This is a genomic window from Shimia marina, from assembly GCF_001458175.1.
Classification (GTDB): Bacteria; Pseudomonadota; Alphaproteobacteria; order Rhodobacterales; family Rhodobacteraceae; genus Shimia; species Shimia marina.
Genome location: NZ_CYPW01000006.1, coordinates 625,554 through 645,178 on the forward strand (window position 1 = coordinate 625,554; position 19,625 = coordinate 645,178).

The 19,625-nt window shown below is 55.6% G+C and carries 17 protein-coding genes; 11 read left to right on the top strand and 6 right to left on the bottom strand.

All coding sequences use genetic code 11. The features are described from left to right. Positions 1–9: 9 nt before the first annotated feature. Complete coding sequence (locus SHM7688_RS04820) at positions 10–840, top strand: carbon-nitrogen hydrolase family protein (protein ID WP_058239016.1); 831 nt, start codon at positions 10–12, stop codon at positions 838–840. Then, complete coding sequence (locus SHM7688_RS04825) at positions 841–1,281, top strand: MarR family winged helix-turn-helix transcriptional regulator (protein WP_058238835.1); 441 nt, start codon at positions 841–843, stop codon at positions 1,279–1,281. 7 nt (positions 1,282–1,288) lie between these two features. On the opposite strand, the gene ubiG is transcribed toward SHM7688_RS04825, so the two are convergent. Further along, positions 1,289–2,032, bottom strand: a complete 744-nt coding sequence (ubiG, locus tag SHM7688_RS04830) for a bifunctional 2-polyprenyl-6-hydroxyphenol methylase/3-demethylubiquinol 3-O-methyltransferase UbiG (protein ID WP_058238836.1) — start codon at positions 2,030–2,032, stop codon at positions 1,289–1,291. A 49-nt stretch (positions 2,033–2,081) separates the two neighbouring features. Here ubiG and pip point away from each other — a divergent pair, with 49 nt between their 5' ends. From pip to infB, 6 genes are all read left to right on the top strand, one after another. Then, positions 2,082–3,056: a prolyl aminopeptidase gene (gene pip, locus SHM7688_RS04835; RefSeq protein WP_058238837.1), complete on the top strand. Its 975-nt coding sequence runs from the start codon at positions 2,082–2,084 to the stop codon at positions 3,054–3,056. A gap of 65 nt (positions 3,057–3,121) precedes the next feature. After that, positions 3,122–4,630, top strand: a complete 1,509-nt coding sequence (locus SHM7688_RS04840; protein ID WP_144432489.1) for an ABC transporter substrate-binding protein — start codon at positions 3,122–3,124, stop codon at positions 4,628–4,630. 141 nt (positions 4,631–4,771) lie between these two features. Beyond that, positions 4,772–5,365: a ribosome maturation factor RimP gene (gene rimP / locus SHM7688_RS04845; RefSeq protein ID WP_058238839.1), complete on the top strand. Its 594-nt coding sequence runs from the start codon at positions 4,772–4,774 to the stop codon at positions 5,363–5,365. 5 nt (positions 5,366–5,370) lie between these two features. After that, positions 5,371–6,984 carry a transcription termination factor NusA gene (gene nusA, locus SHM7688_RS04850; RefSeq protein ID WP_058238840.1) on the top strand — a complete coding sequence of 538 codons (1,614 nt, stop codon included), beginning with the start codon at positions 5,371–5,373 and terminating at the stop codon, positions 6,982–6,984. Positions 6,985–7,007: 23 nt separating this feature from the next. Next, a complete protein-coding gene (locus SHM7688_RS04855; protein WP_058238841.1) occupies positions 7,008–7,640 on the top strand; it encodes an RNA-binding protein in 633 nt (210 codons plus the stop codon). Beyond that, a complete protein-coding gene (gene infB, locus SHM7688_RS04860; protein WP_058238842.1) occupies positions 7,637–10,129 on the top strand; it encodes a translation initiation factor IF-2 in 2,493 nt (830 codons plus the stop codon). The genes SHM7688_RS04855 and infB overlap by 4 nt, the downstream gene beginning before the upstream one ends. A gap of 86 nt (positions 10,130–10,215) precedes the next feature. On the opposite strand, the gene SHM7688_RS20140 is transcribed toward infB, so the two are convergent. From SHM7688_RS20140 to SHM7688_RS04875, 4 genes are all read right to left on the bottom strand, one after another. Continuing rightward, entirely contained in the window at positions 10,216–10,341 is a 126-nt protein-coding gene (locus SHM7688_RS20140; protein WP_262975163.1) for a hypothetical protein, read from the bottom strand. A gap of 174 nt (positions 10,342–10,515) precedes the next feature. Further along, positions 10,516–10,914, bottom strand: a complete 399-nt coding sequence (gene mutT, locus SHM7688_RS04865; RefSeq protein WP_058238843.1) for an 8-oxo-dGTP diphosphatase MutT — start codon at positions 10,912–10,914, stop codon at positions 10,516–10,518. Then, positions 10,911–12,140, bottom strand: coding sequence for a bifunctional glutamate N-acetyltransferase/amino-acid acetyltransferase ArgJ (argJ, locus tag SHM7688_RS04870; protein ID WP_058238844.1), 1,230 nt, complete (start codon positions 12,138–12,140; stop codon positions 10,911–10,913). Before argJ ends, mutT begins: the two co-directional genes overlap by 4 nt. A gap of 3 nt (positions 12,141–12,143) precedes the next feature. Continuing rightward, entirely contained in the window at positions 12,144–12,917 is a 774-nt protein-coding gene (locus tag SHM7688_RS04875; RefSeq protein ID WP_223229151.1) for a peptidylprolyl isomerase, read from the bottom strand. Between the two features lie 267 nt (positions 12,918–13,184). Between SHM7688_RS04875 and secA the strand changes: the two genes are divergently transcribed. The 3 genes from secA (at position 13,185) to SHM7688_RS04890 (ending at position 18,580) form a co-directional block, all read left to right on the top strand. Continuing rightward, complete coding sequence (gene secA, locus SHM7688_RS04880; RefSeq protein ID WP_058238846.1) at positions 13,185–15,893, top strand: preprotein translocase subunit SecA; 2,709 nt, start codon at positions 13,185–13,187, stop codon at positions 15,891–15,893. Positions 15,894–15,998: 105 nt separating this feature from the next. Then, positions 15,999–17,003: a hypothetical protein gene (locus SHM7688_RS04885; protein WP_058238847.1), complete on the top strand. Its 1,005-nt coding sequence runs from the start codon at positions 15,999–16,001 to the stop codon at positions 17,001–17,003. A 20-nt stretch (positions 17,004–17,023) separates the two neighbouring features. Then, positions 17,024–18,580 (top strand): phosphate ABC transporter substrate-binding/OmpA family protein, encoded by a 1,557-nt coding sequence (locus tag SHM7688_RS04890; RefSeq protein WP_058238848.1) that lies wholly within the window; start codon positions 17,024–17,026, stop codon positions 18,578–18,580. A gap of 1 nt (position 18,581) precedes the next feature. Here the strand turns inward: SHM7688_RS04890 and radC are convergent, their stop codons facing one another. Further along, positions 18,582–19,343: a RadC family protein gene (gene radC / locus SHM7688_RS04895; protein WP_058238849.1), complete on the bottom strand. Its 762-nt coding sequence runs from the start codon at positions 19,341–19,343 to the stop codon at positions 18,582–18,584. Positions 19,344–19,625 lie beyond the last annotated feature (282 nt).

A 19,625-nucleotide genomic window follows, 5' to 3' on the forward strand; every position in this document is an offset into this window, starting at 1 on the left:
TTTAATCAGATGCGTGCAGCTCTTTTGCAAATGACTTCATCTGACCTGCCCGAAGACAATCTTCGACAGGCCAGAGGCATGCTTCTTGAGGCCAAAGAAGCGGGGGCGGATTTTGCCTTTTTGCCGGAAGTGATGAATTGCCTGTCCACAAGCCGGTCTCATCAGAAGGCGGTACTGCAAACGGAAGAAGATGATGCCACATTAAAAGCGTTGCAGGCGCTGTGTGCGGAATTGGACATCTGGCTACTTGTCGGCAGTTTGGGCTTGAAAACCGAAGATGCAGATGGGCGTTTTGCCAACCGCTCCTTTGTGGTGTCTGACAAAGGCGAGATTGTTGCACGTTACGACAAGATTCACATGTTTGATGTGGATGTGACACCTGAGGAAACCTATCGGGAGTCAGATGGGTATCGGCCGGGCAACCGGGCGGTTGTTGCGCAAACACCCTTTGGCGCATTTGGCATGAGCATCTGCTATGATGTGCGTTTTGGCGCGCTCCATCGCACACTGGCGCAACATGGCGCGGAAATTTTAACCGTGCCCGCCGCCTTCTCTCACGTGACGGGTCGCGCGCATTGGGAAACCTTGCTGCGGGCCCGTGCGATTGAGACAGGCTGTTTTGTGATTGCGCCTGCGCAAACGGGACAGCACCCTACAACGCGTGGTCAATCACGCCGCACACATGGGCATTCTATGGTCATTGCGCCTTGGGGAGAGGTTTTGGCCGATGCCGGAGAGGCAAAGGGTGTAACACTTGTTGATGTCGACCTGTCTTTGGTTCAGAAAGCGCGCAGGCAAGTGCCTTCACTGCAACATGATCGAGATTTTGACGGGCCCTGAATGAACGACAAGAGCGGATTGGCCATCACCCTGTTTGGTGAAATTCTGATGGTGGATCAGCTTGCCCGCTCCCGCTTGTCAAAAGTCTTACCCAAGGGCATGGAGCTGTCGCATTTTTCTGTGCTCAACCACCTTGACCGCTCCAATGCAGAACGCAGTCCTGCGCAGTTGGCCAAAACCTTCCATCTCACGCGGGGTGCGATGACGAACACTCTGCACAAGCTTGAAACAGCGGGCTATGTGCACATCCGTCCTGATTGGGATGACGCACGGCGCAAAATGGTTGCCATCAGCCCGGCCGGGCGACAGGCGCGGGATGCTGCGCTCGCAAGTATGGCGCCGATCATCAATGATATGGTCAGTAAGCTGGGAGATGATCGGGTGCGCGCTGCACTCCCGATCTTGCGTGAATTGCGCCTCAAGCTCGAAGAGACGCATTAAGAGTTGTCTAAGATTTAATGCTGGTGGTGACGTAGTTCACGCTCAGATCGCGATCAGAAATTGACCAGCGCCAGCTGATCGGGTTGAACACAAACCCCTTGCGGTCAACAGGGGACAGCCCTGATTTTTCAATGAGTGCAAAAAGTTCGTCTGGCGTGATGAATTTATTCCATTCATGCGTGCCCTTGGGCAGCCAGCGCATCACGAATTCTGCACCGACAATCGCCACAGCGAAACTCTTCGGGTTTCGGTTGATGGTTGAGCATATGTGAAGCCCACTAGGTTTCAGGAGCTCTTGGCAGGCTGTGAGATAACTCAGAGGGTCAGCGACATGTTCGACCACTTCCATATTTAGAACCACGTCGAACTGTTCGCCATTGGCGGCCATATCTTCCGCAGTGGTGTGGCGATAGTCGATTGTGAGTCCAGACTGCTCCGCATGCAGGCGGGCCACGGGCAGATTGCCTCCTGCAGCATCTGCGCCGACAACATCAGCCCCCAGTCGCGCCATGGGTTCTGACAAGAGGCCGCCACCGCAGCCGATATCAAGGATGCGCAGGCCCTGGAAAGGCAAGTCAGCAGAAAGGTCGCGATTGAACTCTGCCGCGATTTGGGTCGTAATATAGTCCAATCGGCATGGGTTCAGCATGTGAAGCGGCTTGAATTTGCCGTTTGGATCCCACCACTCCGCAGCCATGGCTTCGAATTTTGCCACTTCTGCAGGGTCTACAGTTGTATTGGTGGCTTGCATTTTGAACTCTCCATGCTCATTTGGGCGTCGCAACCAATATAGGTAGGACATGGATAAAAACTCGGGCCAAAAGCGCGCAGTGCACTACCTTTACCCTCCGGTCGAACCCTTTGACCAGAGGATGCTGGACGTAGGCGACGGGCATAGCATTTACGTCGAACAATCGGGAAATCCAAATGGATTGCCGGTTGTCGTGGTGCATGGGGGCCCGGGTGGCGGCAGCAGCCCGCCCATGCGTCGTTATTTTGACCCCAAAGTCTATCGTATTGTCCTCTTTGATCAGCGCGGTTGCGGGCACTCCCGCCCTCATGCTGGGGTGGATCACAACACCAGTTGGCACCTTGTGGCGGATATGGAACGTATTCGTACTACGCTGGACATTGACGAATGGATCGTCTTTGGCGGCAGTTGGGGGGCAACACTGTCATTGCTATATGCGCAATCCCATCCGCAACAGACAGTATGTCTCGTGTTGCGCGGGGTGTTTCTGATGACCAAGCGTGAGTTGGATTGGTTCTATGGCGGCGGGGCAGGATATTTTTGGCCAGATCAATGGGCGCGCTTTGCTGATCTTGTCCCTGAAGAAGAGCAGGATGATCTGATTGAGGCTTATCATCACCGCTTGTTTTGCGGGGATCGTGCGACAGAGATCAAATATGCGCGCGCCTGGGCCAGTTGGGAAAATGCGCTGGCTTCCGTGTATTCAAACGGTGCCGGAGGGGAACCGCCAGCAGAATATGCGCGCGCGTTTTCTAGGTTGGAGAACCATTATTTCCGCAACAAAGGCTTCCTGAAACAGGATGGCCATATTCTGAAGAACATGGCGGTGCTGCAGGATATTCCCGGCTACATCGTTCAGGGGCGCTATGACATGATCTGTCCGCCCAAGGCGGCGCATGATCTCGCGAAAGCCTGGGGGCAAATGGCGGACCTGCGCATGATCCGCAATGCGGGCCACGCCTTGTCAGAGCCCGGTATCAGCGCAGAACTCGTGCGCATCATGGATGAATTGGCTCGTATTTAGCAAAACGGCTGGACATTGCTGGCCTGAGCGCGTCTGATCGATGTCCAGATTCATGGAGTGTGCCTGTGTCACGCATCAGTAGACGTAGCCTTTTGACTTCCGGTGCCGCCGCAGGTGTGCTTGCGGCGTCTGGGATGTCTGTGGCGGCGCACATGCCCAAATCTGGTGGAATGCTCCGTGCCGTTCTATCTGGTGGCAGTCCAAATGACACTTGGGACACGCGCAGCCATGACAGCCTCTTTATGATGGCTGCGGCGCATGGGGCCGTTTTTGATTGTCTCACTGAAATTGGGCCAGATGGCGCGCTGCGCGGAGAGCTGGCGGAAAGCTGGGATGCCAGCGCGGATGCGCAAACCTGGACATTCACCCTGCGCAAGGGTGTGACGTTTCACAACGGAAAGCCCTTTGTGGCTAAGGATGTTGTGCGTTCATTCGCGCTGCATATGGGGGACCAAAGCCGATCGCCGGCGGCACCTTTGTTGCGTGATGTCACAGAGATAAAGGTGCTGACACAACATCAGATTCAGTTTGTTCTTTCGGCGCCCAACGCGGATTTCCCATATCTTGTGTCGGATTACCATCTGGTGATCTACCCTGCGGGCTATGTTGAGCTGGCTATGCAGAACGGTATTGGGACCGGTCTTTATCGTGTGCGTGAATTTCGCGCGGGTGACATGCTGCATGCGGAGCGTGTGACGTCGCACTACAAAGACGGCAAGGCAGGTTTCTTTGACGATCTTGTGTTGCACAACTCCAGTGACCCAGCCGAACGCACCCATATGTTGCTAGAAGGCATGGTGGATGTTGTTGGGCAGCTTGCTCCGGCGCATGCGAGTCAATGTGATGATTTGAGCGGGGTGTCATTGCAGGCGCTTCAGGGCAATCAGCACTACAGCTTTGCCCTTCAGGATGGCCTGCCGGCTCGAGATCAAGTGCTGGTGCGCCGTGCAGTTAAACTGGGGCTGGACCGAAATAAATTCGTCTCAGGCCCGCTGGCCGGTTTTGGTCAGGTTGGAGCCGACTCACCTATTGGTCCGGCCAATCCATTTTTTGACATTGAAACCTCTACCGTTGCCCATGATCCAGAGCAGGCGCGCGCCTTGTTTGCGCGGGCTGGCGTGGATCGATTGGCGCTCAACGTCTCGGCAGCAAGCTCCCAAAACGCCGCTTTGATGGTATCGGAGTTTCGCTCTCAATTGGCTGCGCTGGGCGTTGTGGTTGATGTGGCGTCGGAGACAGGTCAAGTTTCAGTGCAAGCTGCCGCAGGCCGCGCTACCGAAGATTGGGCCATGTCGACCTATTTGGCACCGGGTGCGCTTTGGAATCACTCTCGTTGGCAAGATGCGCAGTTTGAGACTGTGTTGCGGGCCGCACGTTCGGAGCTCGATGCCGCGAAACGTCGTACACATTACGATGATCTGCAAAGGCTTGTGCAGCAAAGAAGTGGCTTGATTATTCCTGCCTTTGCCAAGCATCTTCAGGCGGTTCGGTCTAATGTATCCGCGCCCCAAACCGTTGGGGCACAGTACGGGCTCGACAATGCGCGATTTGCGGAGCGTTGGTGGCGCACCTAGGGCCAATGCGATTGGGCCTTGCAGACTCAGGCCCTTCGACGTATATCCATCCCAACAGCGGCGTGCTTTGAAGTTTCAGAGCGCACCACCGGGAAAGATCGACGGGCCGCGGGCCCGTTTTTTTGTGTTTGGAACACGTCTATGAGTGACCTGATTGCCAAAGCGGCGATTGACCGCAAGCTGGCGGATATTGTGACCCCTGTCATCGAAGACATGGGCTTTGAACTGGTGCGTCTGCGCCTGATGGGTGGCAAGACTCACACTTTGCAGATTATGGCGGAGCGTCCCGGCGGTGGCATCGAAGTGGATGAGTGCGCCCAGATCTCCAATGCGATCAGCGCTATTCTGGATGTGGAAGACCCACTGGTGGATTCCTACACTCTGGAAGTGGGCAGCCCGGGAGTGGATCGGCCGCTCACCCGCTTGAAGGACTTTGAAGCCTATGAGGGCTATGAGGCCAAAATAGAAACAAGTGAGTTGATCGATGGGCGCAAGCGTTTCAAAGGCGTGCTTGCAGGCATTGAGGGCGAAGACGTTCTGATCAATATCGAAAATCAGGGCGAAACCGTCACGGTTGGCCTGAGCTTTGACTGGCTGGCGGATGCCAAACTGGTGCTGACTGATGAATTGATCAAGGAAATGCTCAAGGCGCGCAAGGAAGCGGGCATTTTGAACGAAGACGAATTTGACGACATCGAGACCGGCGAGGATACGTCCGGCGAGTCCGAGGAGTAAAGACTATGGCAATCACCTCTGCAAACCAGCTTGAGCTGCTTCAAACTGCCGAAGCGGTCGCACGCGAAAAGATGATCGACCCGGGTCTCGTGGTTGAGGCGATGGAAGAGTCGCTCGCCCGCGCTGCCAAGAGCCGCTATGGCGCGGAGATGGACATTCGCGTTTCGATTGACCGCCGCACCGGGAAGGCAACTTTCACGCGGGTGCGTACGGTGGTTGAAGACGAGCTGCTGGAGAACTATCAGGCGGAATTCACCGTAGAGCAGGCCAAGCAATACATGGAAAACCCCGAAGTGGGCGATGTGTTTGTGGAAGAAGTGCCGCCAGTTGAAATGGGCCGGATTGCGGCGCAATCCGCCAAACAGGTGATTTTGCAGAAAGTCCGCGAAGCTGAGCGTGATCGCCAATACGAAGAGTTCAAAGATCGTGCAGGCAGCATCATCAACGGCTCTGTAAAGCGCGAAGAGTTTGGCAATGTGATTGTTGATCTGGGCGGTGCCGAAGCTGTGTTGCGCCGCAATGACAAGATTGGCCGTGAAAGCTATCGCTCCGGTGATCGTGTGCGCGCTTATATCAAAGAGGTGCGTCGTGAACCGCGCGGCCATCAGATTTTCTTGAGCCGCACCGCGCCCGAGTTCATGGCTGAGCTCTTCAAAATGGAAGTGCCAGAAATCTATGATGGCATTATCGACATTAAGGCTGTCGCACGTGATCCGGGCTCTCGTGCCAAGATCGCCGTGATCTCCCACGACGGCTCTATTGATCCAGTGGGTGCCTGTGTTGGTATGCGTGGATCGCGCGTACAGGCGGTTGTAAACGAGCTTCAGGGTGAAAAGATCGACATCATTCCATGGAACGAAGATCAGCCAACCTTCTTGGTGAACGCGCTTCAACCGGCAGAAGTGTCCAAGGTTGTGCTTGATGAAGAAGCGGGCAAAATCGAAGTTGTGGTGCCGGATGAGCAGCTGTCTCTGGCGATTGGTCGCCGTGGTCAGAACGTGCGTCTTGCCAGCCAGCTGACTGCTCTGGACATCGACATCATGACCGAAGCGGAAGAATCCGAGCGTCGTCAGAAAGAATTCGAAGAGCGCACCAAGCTGTTTATGGACACTTTGGATCTCGACGAGTTCTTTGCACAGCTTCTGGTTTCCGAAGGGTTTACCAACCTTGAGGAAGTGGCTTACGTCGAAGTTGATGAACTTCTGGTCATCGACGGCGTGGATGAAGGCACTGCCAATGAGCTGCAGGCGCGCGCCCGTGACTACATCGATGCACAGAACAAAGCGGCTCTGGATGCGGCCCGTGAGCTTGGTGTACAGGACAGCCTGGTTGCATTTGAGGGTCTGACACCCCAGATGATCGAAGCGCTCGCCAAAGATGGCGTTTTGAATCTCGAAGATTTTGCGACCTGTGCCGATTGGGAGCTTGCCGGTGGCTGGACTTCCGTAAATGGCGAGCGTGTGAAGGATGACGGGGTGCTTGAGCCTTTTGGCATCAGCCTGGAAGAAGCGCAGGATATGGTCATGACCGCACGTATCGTGTTGGGTTGGGTTGATCCTGAGGAGCTTCAGGCCGAAGAAGACGGCGAAGAGGGTGCTTCTGAGGAGGCTGAGGCCTGATCTCAGGTCTCAGAGGACACGCGATGAGCCGCGGTGGCCGTCCCGGCAAAAAGGGAGACACGCCAGAGCGCAAGTGCATTGTCACCGGCGCTGTGGCCCCCAAAGAAGGGTTGATCCGTTTTGTGGTTGGCCCGGAAGGACAAGTTGTGCCGGACGTAACCGGCAAGCTGCCCGGTCGCGGAATGTGGGTCACAGCCTCAGCTGATGCGCTCGCAAAGGCAGGAAAGAAAGGTGTGTTTGCCCGTGCTGCCAAGCAGCAGGTCACTGTGCCGGAAGATTTGGTCGAAGAGGTGTCTCGCCAATTGGGGCGCCGCACCGTTGATTTGATCAGCCTGGCGCGAAAGTCGGGCGAGGCGGTGACGGGCTTTGAAAAAGTAAAGGACTGGCTGACCAAAGATGTAGCCGAAGTCCTGCTGCAGGCGAGCGATGGCTCTGAACGTGGCAAAACAAAATTGAGGCCTCCCTATGGGGGGCACCACATAGATTGGCTCACTGCCGCCGAGTTGGGTTTGGCATTTGGGCGACAAACTGTGATACATGGAGCGCTTGCGTCTGGCGGACTCACAAATCGTGTTGTAGAGGAAGCCCTAAGATTAAAAGGCGTACGGGAAAATACGGTGGCATCGGCCTCCGGGAAGGACAAGACAGCCAGATGAGCGATAACGACGGTAAAAAAACCTTGGGTCTGCGCGGTGGCAACCGCCCTGGCAACGTGACGCAGAGCTTCAGCCACGGACGCAAGAAAAATGTCGTGGTGGAAACCAAGCGCAAGCGCGTTGTGGTGCCAAAACCCGGTGCGGCGAAAACGGGCGGTGGCTCTCCCAAAGCCGGTGGTGATCCCAACCGTCGGCCAGCTGGCATTTCAGATGCGGAAATGGAGCGCCGCCTGAAGGCGCTGCAGGCCGCGAAAGCACGTGAAGCGGAAGACGCCGCAAAACGTGAGGCGGAAGAAAAAGCCCGTGCCGAGGCACGTGAGCGTCGCCGTCTGGAAGCAGAAGCCAAAGAGCGCGAACAGCGTGAAGCCGAAGAGCGTGCGCGCAAAAAGGCCGAAGACGAAGAGCGTAAGAAAAAAGAGGCCGAAGAGGTCGCGAAACGCGCAGCTGCCGAAGCTGCCGCACCCAAGAAAGAAGCTGCGCCGCAAGGTCGTGGTGCGCCAACCAACAAACCTGCGCCACAGCCAACACAGCGTAAGGCAGACCGCGAGCGCGAACAGCGTGGTGGTCGGGGCAAGGGGCGTGATGACGGTCGCCGTTCTGGTAAGCTGACATTGGGCCAGGCCACCGGTGGTGAGAACAATCGTCACCGCTCTATGGCTGCGATGAAGCGCAAGCAAGAGCGTGCGCGCCAGAAAGCCATGGGCAGCGCGGTTGAGCGCGAAAAGGTTGTGCGTGATGTGCAGCTTCCAGAGGCGATCATGGTCTCTGAGCTTGCCAACCGTATGGCCGAGCGTGTTGCTGACGTTGTGAAAGAGCTCATGAAAATGGGCATGATGGTCACGCAGAACCAGACCATTGATGCGGATACTGCGGAACTCATCATCGAAGAGTTTGGTCACAAGGTTGTGCGCGTTTCCGATGCGGACGTGGAAGATGTGATCTCCGATGTTGAGGACAAAGACGAAGAGTTGCAGTCCCGTCCGCCAGTGATCACCATCATGGGCCACGTGGACCACGGCAAAACCTCGCTTCTGGATGCGATTCGTGATGCCAAGGTTGTGTCTGGCGAAGCGGGTGGCATCACCCAGCACATCGGTGCCTATCAGGTGAAAACCGATGATGGCGTGACGCTGTCGTTCCTTGATACTCCGGGCCACGCGGCCTTCACTTCCATGCGTTCGCGTGGTGCACAGGTGACGGATATTGTTGTTCTGGTAGTTGCCGCAGACGATTCCGTCATGCCGCAGACCATTGAGGCGATCAACCACGCCAAGGCGGCCGAAGTGCCGATGATCGTGGCGATCAACAAGATCGACAAACCAGCCGCAGATCCCAACAAAGTGCGCGCGGAGCTTCTGCAGCACGAAGTGATCGTGGAAGCGATGTCTGGTGAAGTGCAGGATGTGGAAGTGTCTGCACACACTGGCCAAGGTTTGGACGAGCTGTTGGAATCCATTGCGCTGCAGGCTGAGATTCTTGAGCTGAAAGCGAACCCAGATCGTGCCGCACAGGGTGCTGTCATCGAAGCTCAGCTGGATGTGGGCCGTGGCCCCGTGGCGACCGTTCTTGTTCAGAAAGGCACTTTGCGCCAAGGTGATATCTTTGTTGTGGGTGAGCAATACGGTAAGGTCCGTGCGCTGATCAACGATAAGGGTGAGCGCGTCAAAGAGGCCGGTCCGTCTGTGCCTGTTGAGGTGCTGGGTCTGAACGGCACACCGGAAGCAGGCGACGTTCTGAACGTGACCGAGACCGAAGCGCAGGCGCGTGAGATCGCGGAATACCGTGCTCAGGTTGCCAAGGACAAGCGCGCAGCCGCGGGTGCAGCGACCACGCTTGAACAACTGATGCAGAAGGCCAAGGAAGACGAAACCGTCGCCGAGTTGCCGATCCTTGTGAAAGCTGACGTGCAGGGTTCCGCTGAAGCGATTGTTCAGGCGATGGAAAAAATCGGGAACAACGAAGTGCGCGTGCGCGTGCTGCACTCCGGTGTGGGTGCGATCACCGAGACGGATGTTGGGCTGGCCGAAGCCAGTGGCGCGCCGATCATGGGCTTTAACGTTCGTGCAAACGCCTCCGCCCGCAATACTGCCAACCAAAAAGGTGTGGAGATCCGCTACTATTCGGTGATTTATGACCTTGTGGATGATGTGAAAGCGGCAGCCTCTGGTTTGCTTTCCGCGGAGATCCGCGAAAACTTCATTGGGTATGCGAACATCAAAGAAGTGTTCAAAGTGACCGGTGTTGGCAAGGTGGCTGGTTGTCTTGTGACCGAGGGCGTTGCGCGTCGTTCCGCAGGTGTACGTCTGCTGCGCGACAATGTGGTGATTCACGAAGGCACGCTGAAGACACTGAAACGCTTCAAGGACGAAGTGCCTGAAGTTCAGTCCGGTCAGGAATGTGGTATGGCATTTGAAAACTACGATGACATCCGTCCAAATGATGTGATCGAGATTTTCGAACGCGAAGAAGTGACTCGTACGCTGGATTGATCCAGCGTACGCGCCGCGAGAGAGCTCACATAGAAAAAGGGCCGCCTGTTCAGGGCGGCCCTTTTTTCTTGCTCGTGTCGCTGTGATTAAGAAATCGGCTTACCGGAGTAAACTTTGTCACCCACGCGGATGGAAACACGTCCATCAGGAAGGTTCTTTACGACCGGACCTTGGATCGAAACACAGCTGCCTACAGTGATAGTCTTAAGCATGTCAAAAATCCCCATTTGATTGACATCCAATACACATCGGTTTGGTTAATTTTTCGTGCACAACTTCTGTCATGCATATGTCATATTAACGTGCGCTATTAAAAAAAGAAGATATTCTTTCGTATAGCGCACGCTTTTTCCGCTCAAAAATAGGTGTTTTGCGCGGTTTTTGCGTCAAACCCAGTCTCGAATCATCGGAATCAATGGAATGTCGGCGGGCGGCATTTCATAATCCTTTAAATTTTGAGCACGGACCCATTTGAGAGTCTGACCTTCCTTCGCTTGGGGAATACCCTGCCATTTGCGACAAGCAAATAGCGGCATCAGGAGGTGAAAGTCCTCATATGAGTGTGATGCAAAGGTCAGGGGAGCCAGGCAACTCTCCCAGGTGTCGATCCCCAGTTCCTCTTGCAATTCCCGGATCAGCGCGGCTTCGGGTGTTTCTCCGGCTTCAACTTTGCCTCCCGGAAATTCCCAAAGACCCGCCATGGATTTGCCTTCTGGGCGCTGTGCCAGAAGAATGCGCCCTTCTGGGTCAATCAGGGTGACAGCGGCGACAAGTACAGTTTTCACGAGCGATAATCCGCGTTGATTGTGATATATCCATGGGTGAGATCGCAGGTCCACACGGTGTCCTCTGCATCCCCGAGTCCCAAATCAACATGAATGAGCAGCTCTTGCTGTGTCATGTAGTTTGCCCCATCCTCTTCTTTATAGGTGGGAGAGACCCAGCCCTGCTCCGCCACCAGAATGTCGCCAAAGCGAATGCTTAGAAGGTCACGGTCTGCTGCAGCGCCGGACTTACCGATGGCCATGACAACACGGCCCCAGTTGGGGTCCTCGCCTGCAACGGCTGTTTTGACCAAAGGTGAATTCGCGATGGCCATGGCGTGTATCCGCGCATCATCTGCGGAGGCTGCGCCGGTGACGCGAACTTCAACAAATTTGGTCGCGCCCTCTCCGTCGCGCACAACCAGATGCGCCAACTCTTGCATAACGTCGTGCAAAGCTTGCTTAAATGGCGCGCTGTCGGCTGTGACCTCCACGCCAGAGCCCCCGGTTGCCGCGACCAACAGCGTGTCTGATGTGGAGGTATCGCTGTCGACCGTGATGGCGTTGAACGTGCTCTGGTTGAGCTCTGACACCAGGGATTGCAAATCTGCACGCTGCATGGCCGCATCAGTGAAGATATAGACCAACATGGTCGCCATATCTGGGGCGATCATACCAGACCCTTTGGCGACGCCAGCGATCTTCACAGCCTTCCCATCCACCTCAATGGTGCGTGTTGCTCCCTTGGCAAAAGTGTCTGTGGTGCGAATGGCCTCAGCCGCCTGATCAATGGCGGTCGGGTCCAGTTGCGCCTTCAGAGCCTCCAATTTGGCGGTGATCCGATCATGTGGCAGAGGCTCGCCAATCACCCCGGTTGAGGAGGAGAAGACACGGCCTTCTGGCACATCAAGACATGCAGCAACCGCATTGGTCACCGCTTTGGTGGCCGTGGCTCCATTCTTGCCGGTAAAGGCGTTGGCATTGCCCGCGTTCACAACAATCGCGGCGCCTGCCGCGCTATCATGTCCGATTTTTTCCTGACAATCCAGTACAGCGGCTGAGCGGGTTGCGGAACGGGTGAAGACTCCGGCCACTGCTGTGCCGGGGGCAAGATGCGCCAACATAACGTCTTTGCGATCCGCGTATTTCACCCCGGCTGCCACAGCGGCAAAAGAGACCCCTTCAATCACTGGGAGATCCGGAAACGCCTCAGGAGCGAGCGGGGAGACATGCGTAATTTCACCCATGGCTTAGTTCTGCTCTTGGCTTGGGAAGAGGAGATCTTTGCGCAGAAGCAGGTTTGGATCCACCGCATCGGCGCCGGATTGATCCACTTCGGCGGCCGCGGCCTGTTTGGCAATGAAGGCCTGAACGGCGGTGCGTTGTGCGTTGTTCAAAAGCTCCTGACGGGCTTCTTCAAAAGTGGGGGCTTCGCTTTTGCGCGCATCGTTGAGGATGATCAGATGCCACCCAAATTGTGTTTGCACGGGCTGGGAAATTTCGCCCACGGCCAGTTCGGCAACCGCATCCTCAAAAGGTTTGACCATCTGACCTGCACCAAACCAACCAAGGCTGCCGCCGGACGCGCCCGAAGGGCCGGTAGATTTCACTTTGGCGGTTTCAGCAAAGTCCGCTCCGTCGGTCAGCTCTTTACGGATGTCCTTGGCTTCTTCTTCGGTTGGCACGAGAATGTGACTGGCGTTGTATTCGTCCTCGCCGACAAAGCTGCTGAACTGCGCGTCATACGCAGCCTGCAAGTCTTCGTCGCTCACCTCATTTCCTGCAACAAAGGCTTCCAGCGCTTCTGAGGCCAACAAAGTGCGACGTTCGTTATTCAAGGCTATTTCAACGTGCTGTGGAACTTCGCCGTTCAGGCTCTGTGCGAGTGCGGTCTGTTGTACCAGCTGGTCAAGGATGCTGCTGAACAGTGTGTCAACGGGCAACTGCTGGTACTGCGGCTGCAGCCCCGCATGAACAGAGATCATATCGCCCAGAGTGATCACTTCACCGTTCACGGTTGCCATCACTGTGTCCAAGGACGGGGTGTCCTGAGCAGCGACGGGGAGGGCGAAGCAAAGAGCAGCCGCAGTTGCGCACAAGAAATTGAGGTGTTTTGACATCGAATTGTCCTTGGCTTGTGCCGCATCCTATGGCGGCGTTGACACTGTTCCTGACGCCCCTTACATCGCTTTGAGATCAAGGCAAACAGGCTGTTTTCTCGTTTCTAGGAGTACTGGGCCGAGACAGCAAGAATTAGCCTCGCAAGAAAGCGTCAACGAAGGACAAGTTATATGCTGGGTTTCGGAAAAATCGCCAAAAAGGTTTTTGGCACGCCTAACGATCGCAAGATCAAGGCGACGCGTCCGATCGTTGAAAAAATCAATGCGCTGGAGTCAGAGTTTCAGAAGCTCTCAGACGAAGACATCAAAACCAAGACGCAAGAGCTTGCTGAGCGCGCAAAGGGCGGTGAGTCTCTTGATGCGCTTTTGCCGGAAGCTTTTGCCAATTGCCGCGAAGCTGCCAAGCGTGCGTTGGGATTGCGGGCTTTTGATGTGCAGTTGATGGGTGGCATCTTCCTGCATCAGGGCAATATCTCTGAAATGAAGACCGGCGAAGGCAAAACGCTTGTTGCGACCTTCCCGGCCTACCTCAATGCGCTGACCGGCAAGGGTGTGCATGTGGTCACCGTCAATGACTATCTGGCGCGTCGTGACGCCGAGTGGATGAGCAATGTGTTTGCGGCGCTTGGGATGACAACCGGTGTTGTTTACCCACAGCAGCCCGAAGATGAGAAACGCGCGGCCTATGCCTGTGATGTGACCTATGCGACCAACAATGAGCTTGGGTTTGATTATCTGCGTGACAATATGAAGGGCGAACTCAAGGATATGGCCCAACGCGACCACAATTTTGCGATTGTGGATGAGGTGGACAGTATCCTGATCGACGAAGCCCGGACGCCTTTGATCATTTCCGGCCCGTCTCAGGATCGTACAGACCTTTACGTTGCGATTGATAAGCTGATCCCGGATGTGCAGGACGATCACTATTCGCTTGATGAAAAGAGCCGCAATGTGACTTTCACCGATGAGGGTAACGAGTTTCTTGAAGAGCACTTGAAAGCCCGTGGTCTGCTGGAAGGTGAACAGAGCCTGTATGATCCTGAAAGCACGACAATTGTGCATCACGTGAACCAAGGCCTGCGGGCGCATAAGCTGTTCACACGGGATAAAGACTACATTGTGCGTGACGGCCAGATTGTTCTGATCGATGAATTTACCGGCCGTATGATGGCCGGCCGGCGCTTGTCTGATGGTTTGCATCAGGCCATCGAAGCCAAGGAAGGCTGTCAGATTCAGCCGGAGAATGTGACGCTGGCGCAGGTTACGTTCCAGAATTACTTCCGCCTCTATGACAAGCTGGGTGGCATGACAGGGACGGCCGCAACTGAGGCTGAAGAATTTCAGGAAATCTATGGCCTAGGTGTGGTTGAAGTACCAACCAACCGTGGTGTTGCGCGAATCGACGAAGATGATGCGGTGTACCGCACGGCGCGTGAAAAGTTTGACGCTATCGTCGAAACCATCAAAGAGGCGCATGCCAAAGGCCAGCCGATCCTTGTGGGGACAACCTCGATTGAGAAGTCCGAATTCCTGTCTGGGCTGTTGGACAAGGCGGGTGTGACACACAACGTCCTGAACGCGCGCCAGCACGAACAGGAAGCGCAGATTGTTGCGGATGCCGGAAAACTTGGCGCGGTGACTATTGCCACCAACATGGCCGGGCGCGGGACGGACATTAAGCTTGGCGGCAATGTTGAATTCAAGGTGCTGGAGGCCATCGCAGCAGCGCCTGAAGGTGATCACGCGGCGATCCGTGCGCAGATCGAAGCGCAGCACAAAGATGACGAAGAGGCTGTAAAACAGGCTGGCGGTTTGTTTGTTTTGGCTACAGAGCGTCATGAAAGCCGCCGGATTGACAACCAGCTCCGGGGCCGCTCCGGTCGTCAGGGGGATCCTGGTCGCTCCTCCTTTTTCCTGAGCCTTGAAGATGATTTGATGCGCATTTTTGGGTCTGACCGTCTGGACAAAGTGCTCTCCTCTCTTGGCATGAAAGAGGGGGAAGCGATTGTGCACCCATGGGTGAACAAATCTCTGGAACGCGCGCAGGCGAAAGTCGAGGGGCGCAACTTCGACATCCGCAAACAGCTTCTGAAGTTTGACGATGTGATGAATGAGCAGCGTAAAGTGGTCTTTTCTCAGCGTCGCGACATCATGGAAGCAGCAGATCTTTCCGACATTGTGCAGGATATGCGCCATGACGTGATTGATGAGCTGGTGGAGCGTCACCTGCCGCCCAAAACCTATGCGGATCAGTGGGACACAGAAGGCCTTTATGCGGCTGTGATCGAGCATCTGAGCATTGATGTGCCAGTCATCGAATGGGCCGCAGAAGAAGGGGCTGACGACGACAGCGTGCGGGAACGGCTTGAAAAAGCTGCCGATGAAATGATGGCGGCCAAGGCCACAAGCTTTGGCCCAGATGCCATGCGCATGATCGAAAAGCAGGTTCTTCTGCAGACGATTGACAGCAAGTGGCGGGAGCACCTTCTGACGCTGGAGCATCTGCGCTCTGTGGTGGGGTTCCGTGGCTATGCGCAGCGCGATCCGCTCAATGAATATAAAAACGAATCCTTCCAGCTTTTTGAAAGCATGCTCGACAGCCTGCGGATCGATGTGACCACAACTTTGTCACGTGTGCGTCCGATTTCTGAAGATGAGCAAAAACAGCTCGCACTGGAAATGGCCCAACGTCAACAAGCGCAAATGGAGTCCATGCAGGCCACTGCGCCCGCACAGGAAGTTGCGGCGCCTGTTGGCGAAGCGCGCGAAGGGTTTGATGAGAACGATCCGAGCACTTGGGGCAACCCGGGGCGCAACGAAGCCTGCCCTTGCGGATCAGGCAAGAAGTTCAAACACTGTCATGGCAAACTCGCCTGAGTGCAGCCCGAAACGAACAGAGAATGATCCAAAGGGTGCCTTATCGGCGCCCTTTTTCTTTGGGACCTTGCCATGAAAGAGCCGTGCGTGGGGCAAGGAGAAACGATGAAGGATCTACGAAACGCATACCGCAGATATGCCTTGGCTTTCGCCACATCCTCTGCCGCAATTTGCATCGGCTTTGCCATGCAAACCAGCGAAGCTGCTATTCTGGTAGAAGAGGAGGCTGAAGCCCCGGGTTCAGGCAGAACGCCTTTACGCTTGCCACAGGACATGAATGTGCCGGTTTTGGGAGGCGTCAGCACGCTGCCTATCATGCCAAAGGAGCGTGGTCATGGCGCCTCACTGCCTAGCAGACCGGTATTGGTTGCCGTCGCTGATGATAAGCCGGGTGGGTTTTTGCCAGCAGAAGAGCACACGCCGCGCCTTGGTTGCACTGTCTCGCTGCAGACGGAGACAACCGCTGGTGCATTGGTGGCGCTCACGGCGCTTGCACCCTGTCACGGCGGGGAACTGGCGTTGATCGAACATGCGGGCCTGCGGTTTCATGTTGAGACACCCCAGGATGGCTCTTTGCAGCTGATGGTACCCGCGCTGTCAGAAACGGCTAATTTTTCAGTTTCTTATCCGAATGGTGATGGTGCATTTGCCTCTGCTGATGTGGAGTCTCTGCCGTTTTACGACAGGGTGGTGCTGCAATGGCAGGGAGCGCGTGGCCCAGAGCTGCATGCGCGTGAATTTGGGGCTGACTACGGTGAGCTTGGTCATGTCTGGCGGGAGGCACCGCGTGACCTCAGTGCGCTTGCAGGAGGGACGGGTGGCTTCTTGATGCGCTTTGAGGCGGTTGGCATGCTGTCAGCAGCACAGGCAGAGGTCTATACGTTTCCCACCGGGCTTGCGAATGCCCGGGGTGATATTGCGATCAGCATTGAAACCGAAGTCACACAGGGCAACTGCGGACAGGATATGGCGCTGTCCAGCATGACTTTGCATCAGGGCAATCTGCGCGCGCCCCGCGAGTTGCGCATGCAGATGCCAGATTGCGATGCGGTTGGTGAATTTCTGCTGTTGAAAAACCTCGTAGAAGACCTGACAATCGCGCAAAAATAACCGGCGGTCAGGACACTCAGATGTTTCAGCTTCGTGCGGCGGTATTCGCCGCACTTTTCCTTTTGTTTGGCGTGCCCTCAGCGATGGCGCAGGATGTGCTTCTCAAATCGCATGATGGTGAAGTGGAAATTTCCGGTACCCTGCTTGGGTTTGACGGTGAGTTCTATCGTGTTGAAACGGTTTACGGAGAGCTTACCGTAGATGGCTCAGGTGTTTTGTGTGAGGGGCCAGGTTGTCCCAGTCTTTTGAATTTTGTCGCCGATGTGTCTATTTCAGGCTCCGCCACGATGGCCGACATCTTGCTCCCGGCGTTGCTGGAAGCTTTTGCACGCAATGAAGGTTATGTTGTCCAGAGAGAGCCAGAGAGCCTTCAGCGTTTCACATATGTGCTTTCCGGTAAAGATGGTCAGGTCCTGGCCCGGTTTCATTTTCATGCTAGCAATGCGGACGAAGGGTTTGCTGACTTACTGGCGGATGAAGCTGATATCGTCATGTCCCTGCGCGAAATTCGCCCGAAGGAATCTGAGTTGGGATATGAGGCTGGGCTAGGTGATATGTCCGATGCCAACAGAAGCCGGGTTCTGGCGCTTGATGGGATGGTGCCGATTGTATCGGCGGGACACCCGGTTTCAGCGATCTCGCTGCAGCAGCTTGCCGAAGTGTTCGCAGGAAAAATTCAGAACTGGCAGGCGCTTGGCGGCGTGGATGCCCCAATCACCCTGCATATGATGGACACACAGTCTGGCTTTGCCCAGGCGGTCGAAGATCAGTTGATGAAGCGTGCCAATCTGACCACGGTTGAGACGGTGCTGCGTCATGGGCGCAATGATGCACTGGTTGCAGCTGTGGAGCGGGATCCCTTTGCGATTGGGATTGCCTCTTATGCCGATACGGGCAACGCCAAACATTTGACGCTGGCAGGCAGCTGTGGGTTCTCTCTGGCGGCGTCGCGTCGGACGATCAAAACAGAGGACTATCCGCTTAACGCTCCGATGTTTCTATATTTTCCAGCGCGGAGGTTGCCAAAGATTGCGCGCGATTTTCTGGCATATACCCGCAGTGCTTCTGCACAGATTGTGATCCGGCGGGCGGGATTTGTGGATCAAACAGCCGAAGAGATTGCGATCAACCTACAGGGGGATCGTTTTGCCAATGCCATTTCCAGCGCAGGCGAAGAGGTACCGCTTGAAACCCTACAGAGTTTGACCACGACGCTGTCTGGAATGAAGCGTCTGTCCACTTCATTCCGTTTCCAAACCGGTTCGAGCCGACTGGATGCGCAATCCCGCTCCAATGTTCAACAATTGGCTCGGGCGTTCGAGGGGGGCATTTATGATGCGCGCACCCTTTATTTTGTTGGGTTTTCCGATGGAGATGGCCCGGCGGAAACCAATCATAAAATTGCCCTGCGCCGGGCGGAGGCTGTGAAGTCGGCGGTTTTGGCCGCGGCGGAAACCGCCAATCCAGAGCGGATCGATATTCAGGTGCATGCTTTTGGGGAGGCAATGCCGATGGCCTGTGATGATACGGCTTGGGGGCGGCAGGTGAACCGGCGGGTGGAGATTTGGGTGCGGTGAGCTACAGCAGGCCCTCGGCCTTAAAGCTCAGCTCGCGAGATTTTCCAATGATTATATGGTCATGCAGTGTCAACGAGAGGGCATGGCAGGCCGCGTTGATCTGATGCGTCATGGCAATGTCTGCCTCTGACGGGGTCGGATCACCGGAGGGGTGATTGTGGACGATGATCAGGGCGCTGGCATTGAGTTCGAGCGCGCGTTTGGCCACCTCTCTGGGGTAGACAGGCACGTGGTTTACCGTCCCGCGCGCCTGTTCTTCATCTGCGATCAGAGTGTTTTTTGTGTCTAGAAACAAAACCCTGAACTGTTCTGTGTCGCGGTGTGACATGGTGGTGTGGCAGTAGGTCAGCAGGCTGTCCCAGTCAGACAGAATGCGCCGGTTTATGACTTTGGCGCGGGCCAGCCTGTGAGCGGCGGCTTCGACAATCTTCAACTCACAGACAACGGCCTCCCCCACGCCCTTGATCGCAGTGAGGCGTGTCATGGGCGCGCTGATCACCGCGTTGAAATCTCCAAATGTTTCCAGAAGTTTATGGGCCAAGGGTTTGACGTCTTGGCGCGGAATGGCCCGAAACAGCAGCAATTCTAGCATTTCGTAATCAGGAAGCGCCTGCGCGCCACCAGAAAGAAACCGGGCACGCAGGCGCTTACGATGATCAGCAAGATAGGAAGGCACCTTGCCAGATGTGAGTGGTGCGACAGGGGCCTCATCCGCCTCAAACAGCGGAAGCCGGCCTTCCTCAACGTCGCGGGCTTTGATCATTTGTTAAGCCTGCTTAAAAATCATGAACGAAAGGTTAATCCGTGTGCGGAAAAGTTAAGATCAGGGATATTTTCCGGAAATGGCACGTCGGTATCCGGGCGGTATCGCGTCGGTAACACGGAGGTGTGTTTCGCGTTAACGTTTCCAAGTTTTGAATAGCTTTTGTAGCGACACCAAACGATAATTTTTGTTGGTCGTTACGTCTTTCAACGCCCCTGTGAGAGCATGTGACGCAACTGTTGAGAAAAGTACCTTGTGGCGGATGTGCGAAGCTGGGATGGT

Coding starts and splice junctions, on each gene's coding strand:
- SHM7688_RS04825 (WP_058238835.1), top strand. CDS start 841: ATGAACGACAAGAGCGGATTGGCCATCACCCTGTTTGGTGAAATTCTG.
- SHM7688_RS20140 (WP_262975163.1), bottom strand. CDS start 10,341: ATGCTTAAGACTATCACTGTAGGCAGCTGTGTTTCGATCCAAGGTCCG.
- SHM7688_RS04875 (WP_223229151.1), bottom strand. CDS start 12,917: ATGGCAACCGTGAACGGTGAAGTGATCACTCTGGGCGATATGATCTCT.
- SHM7688_RS04820 (WP_058239016.1), top strand. CDS start 10: ATGCGTGCAGCTCTTTTGCAAATGACTTCATCTGACCTGCCCGAAGAC.
- nusA (WP_058238840.1), top strand. CDS start 5,371: ATGGCAATCACCTCTGCAAACCAGCTTGAGCTGCTTCAAACTGCCGAA.
- infB (WP_058238842.1), top strand. CDS start 7,637: ATGAGCGATAACGACGGTAAAAAAACCTTGGGTCTGCGCGGTGGCAAC.
- SHM7688_RS04890 (WP_058238848.1), top strand. CDS start 17,024: ATGTTTCAGCTTCGTGCGGCGGTATTCGCCGCACTTTTCCTTTTGTTT.
- secA (WP_058238846.1), top strand. CDS start 13,185: ATGCTGGGTTTCGGAAAAATCGCCAAAAAGGTTTTTGGCACGCCTAAC.
- SHM7688_RS04885 (WP_058238847.1), top strand. CDS start 15,999: ATGAAGGATCTACGAAACGCATACCGCAGATATGCCTTGGCTTTCGCC.
- SHM7688_RS04855 (WP_058238841.1), top strand. CDS start 7,008: ATGAGCCGCGGTGGCCGTCCCGGCAAAAAGGGAGACACGCCAGAGCGC.
- argJ (WP_058238844.1), bottom strand. CDS start 12,140: ATGGGTGAAATTACGCATGTCTCCCCGCTCGCTCCTGAGGCGTTTCCG.
- rimP (WP_058238839.1), top strand. CDS start 4,772: ATGAGTGACCTGATTGCCAAAGCGGCGATTGACCGCAAGCTGGCGGAT.
- ubiG (WP_058238836.1), bottom strand. CDS start 2,032: ATGCAAGCCACCAATACAACTGTAGACCCTGCAGAAGTGGCAAAATTC.
- radC (WP_058238849.1), bottom strand. CDS start 19,343: ATGATCAAAGCCCGCGACGTTGAGGAAGGCCGGCTTCCGCTGTTTGAG.
- pip (WP_058238837.1), top strand. CDS start 2,082: ATGGATAAAAACTCGGGCCAAAAGCGCGCAGTGCACTACCTTTACCCT.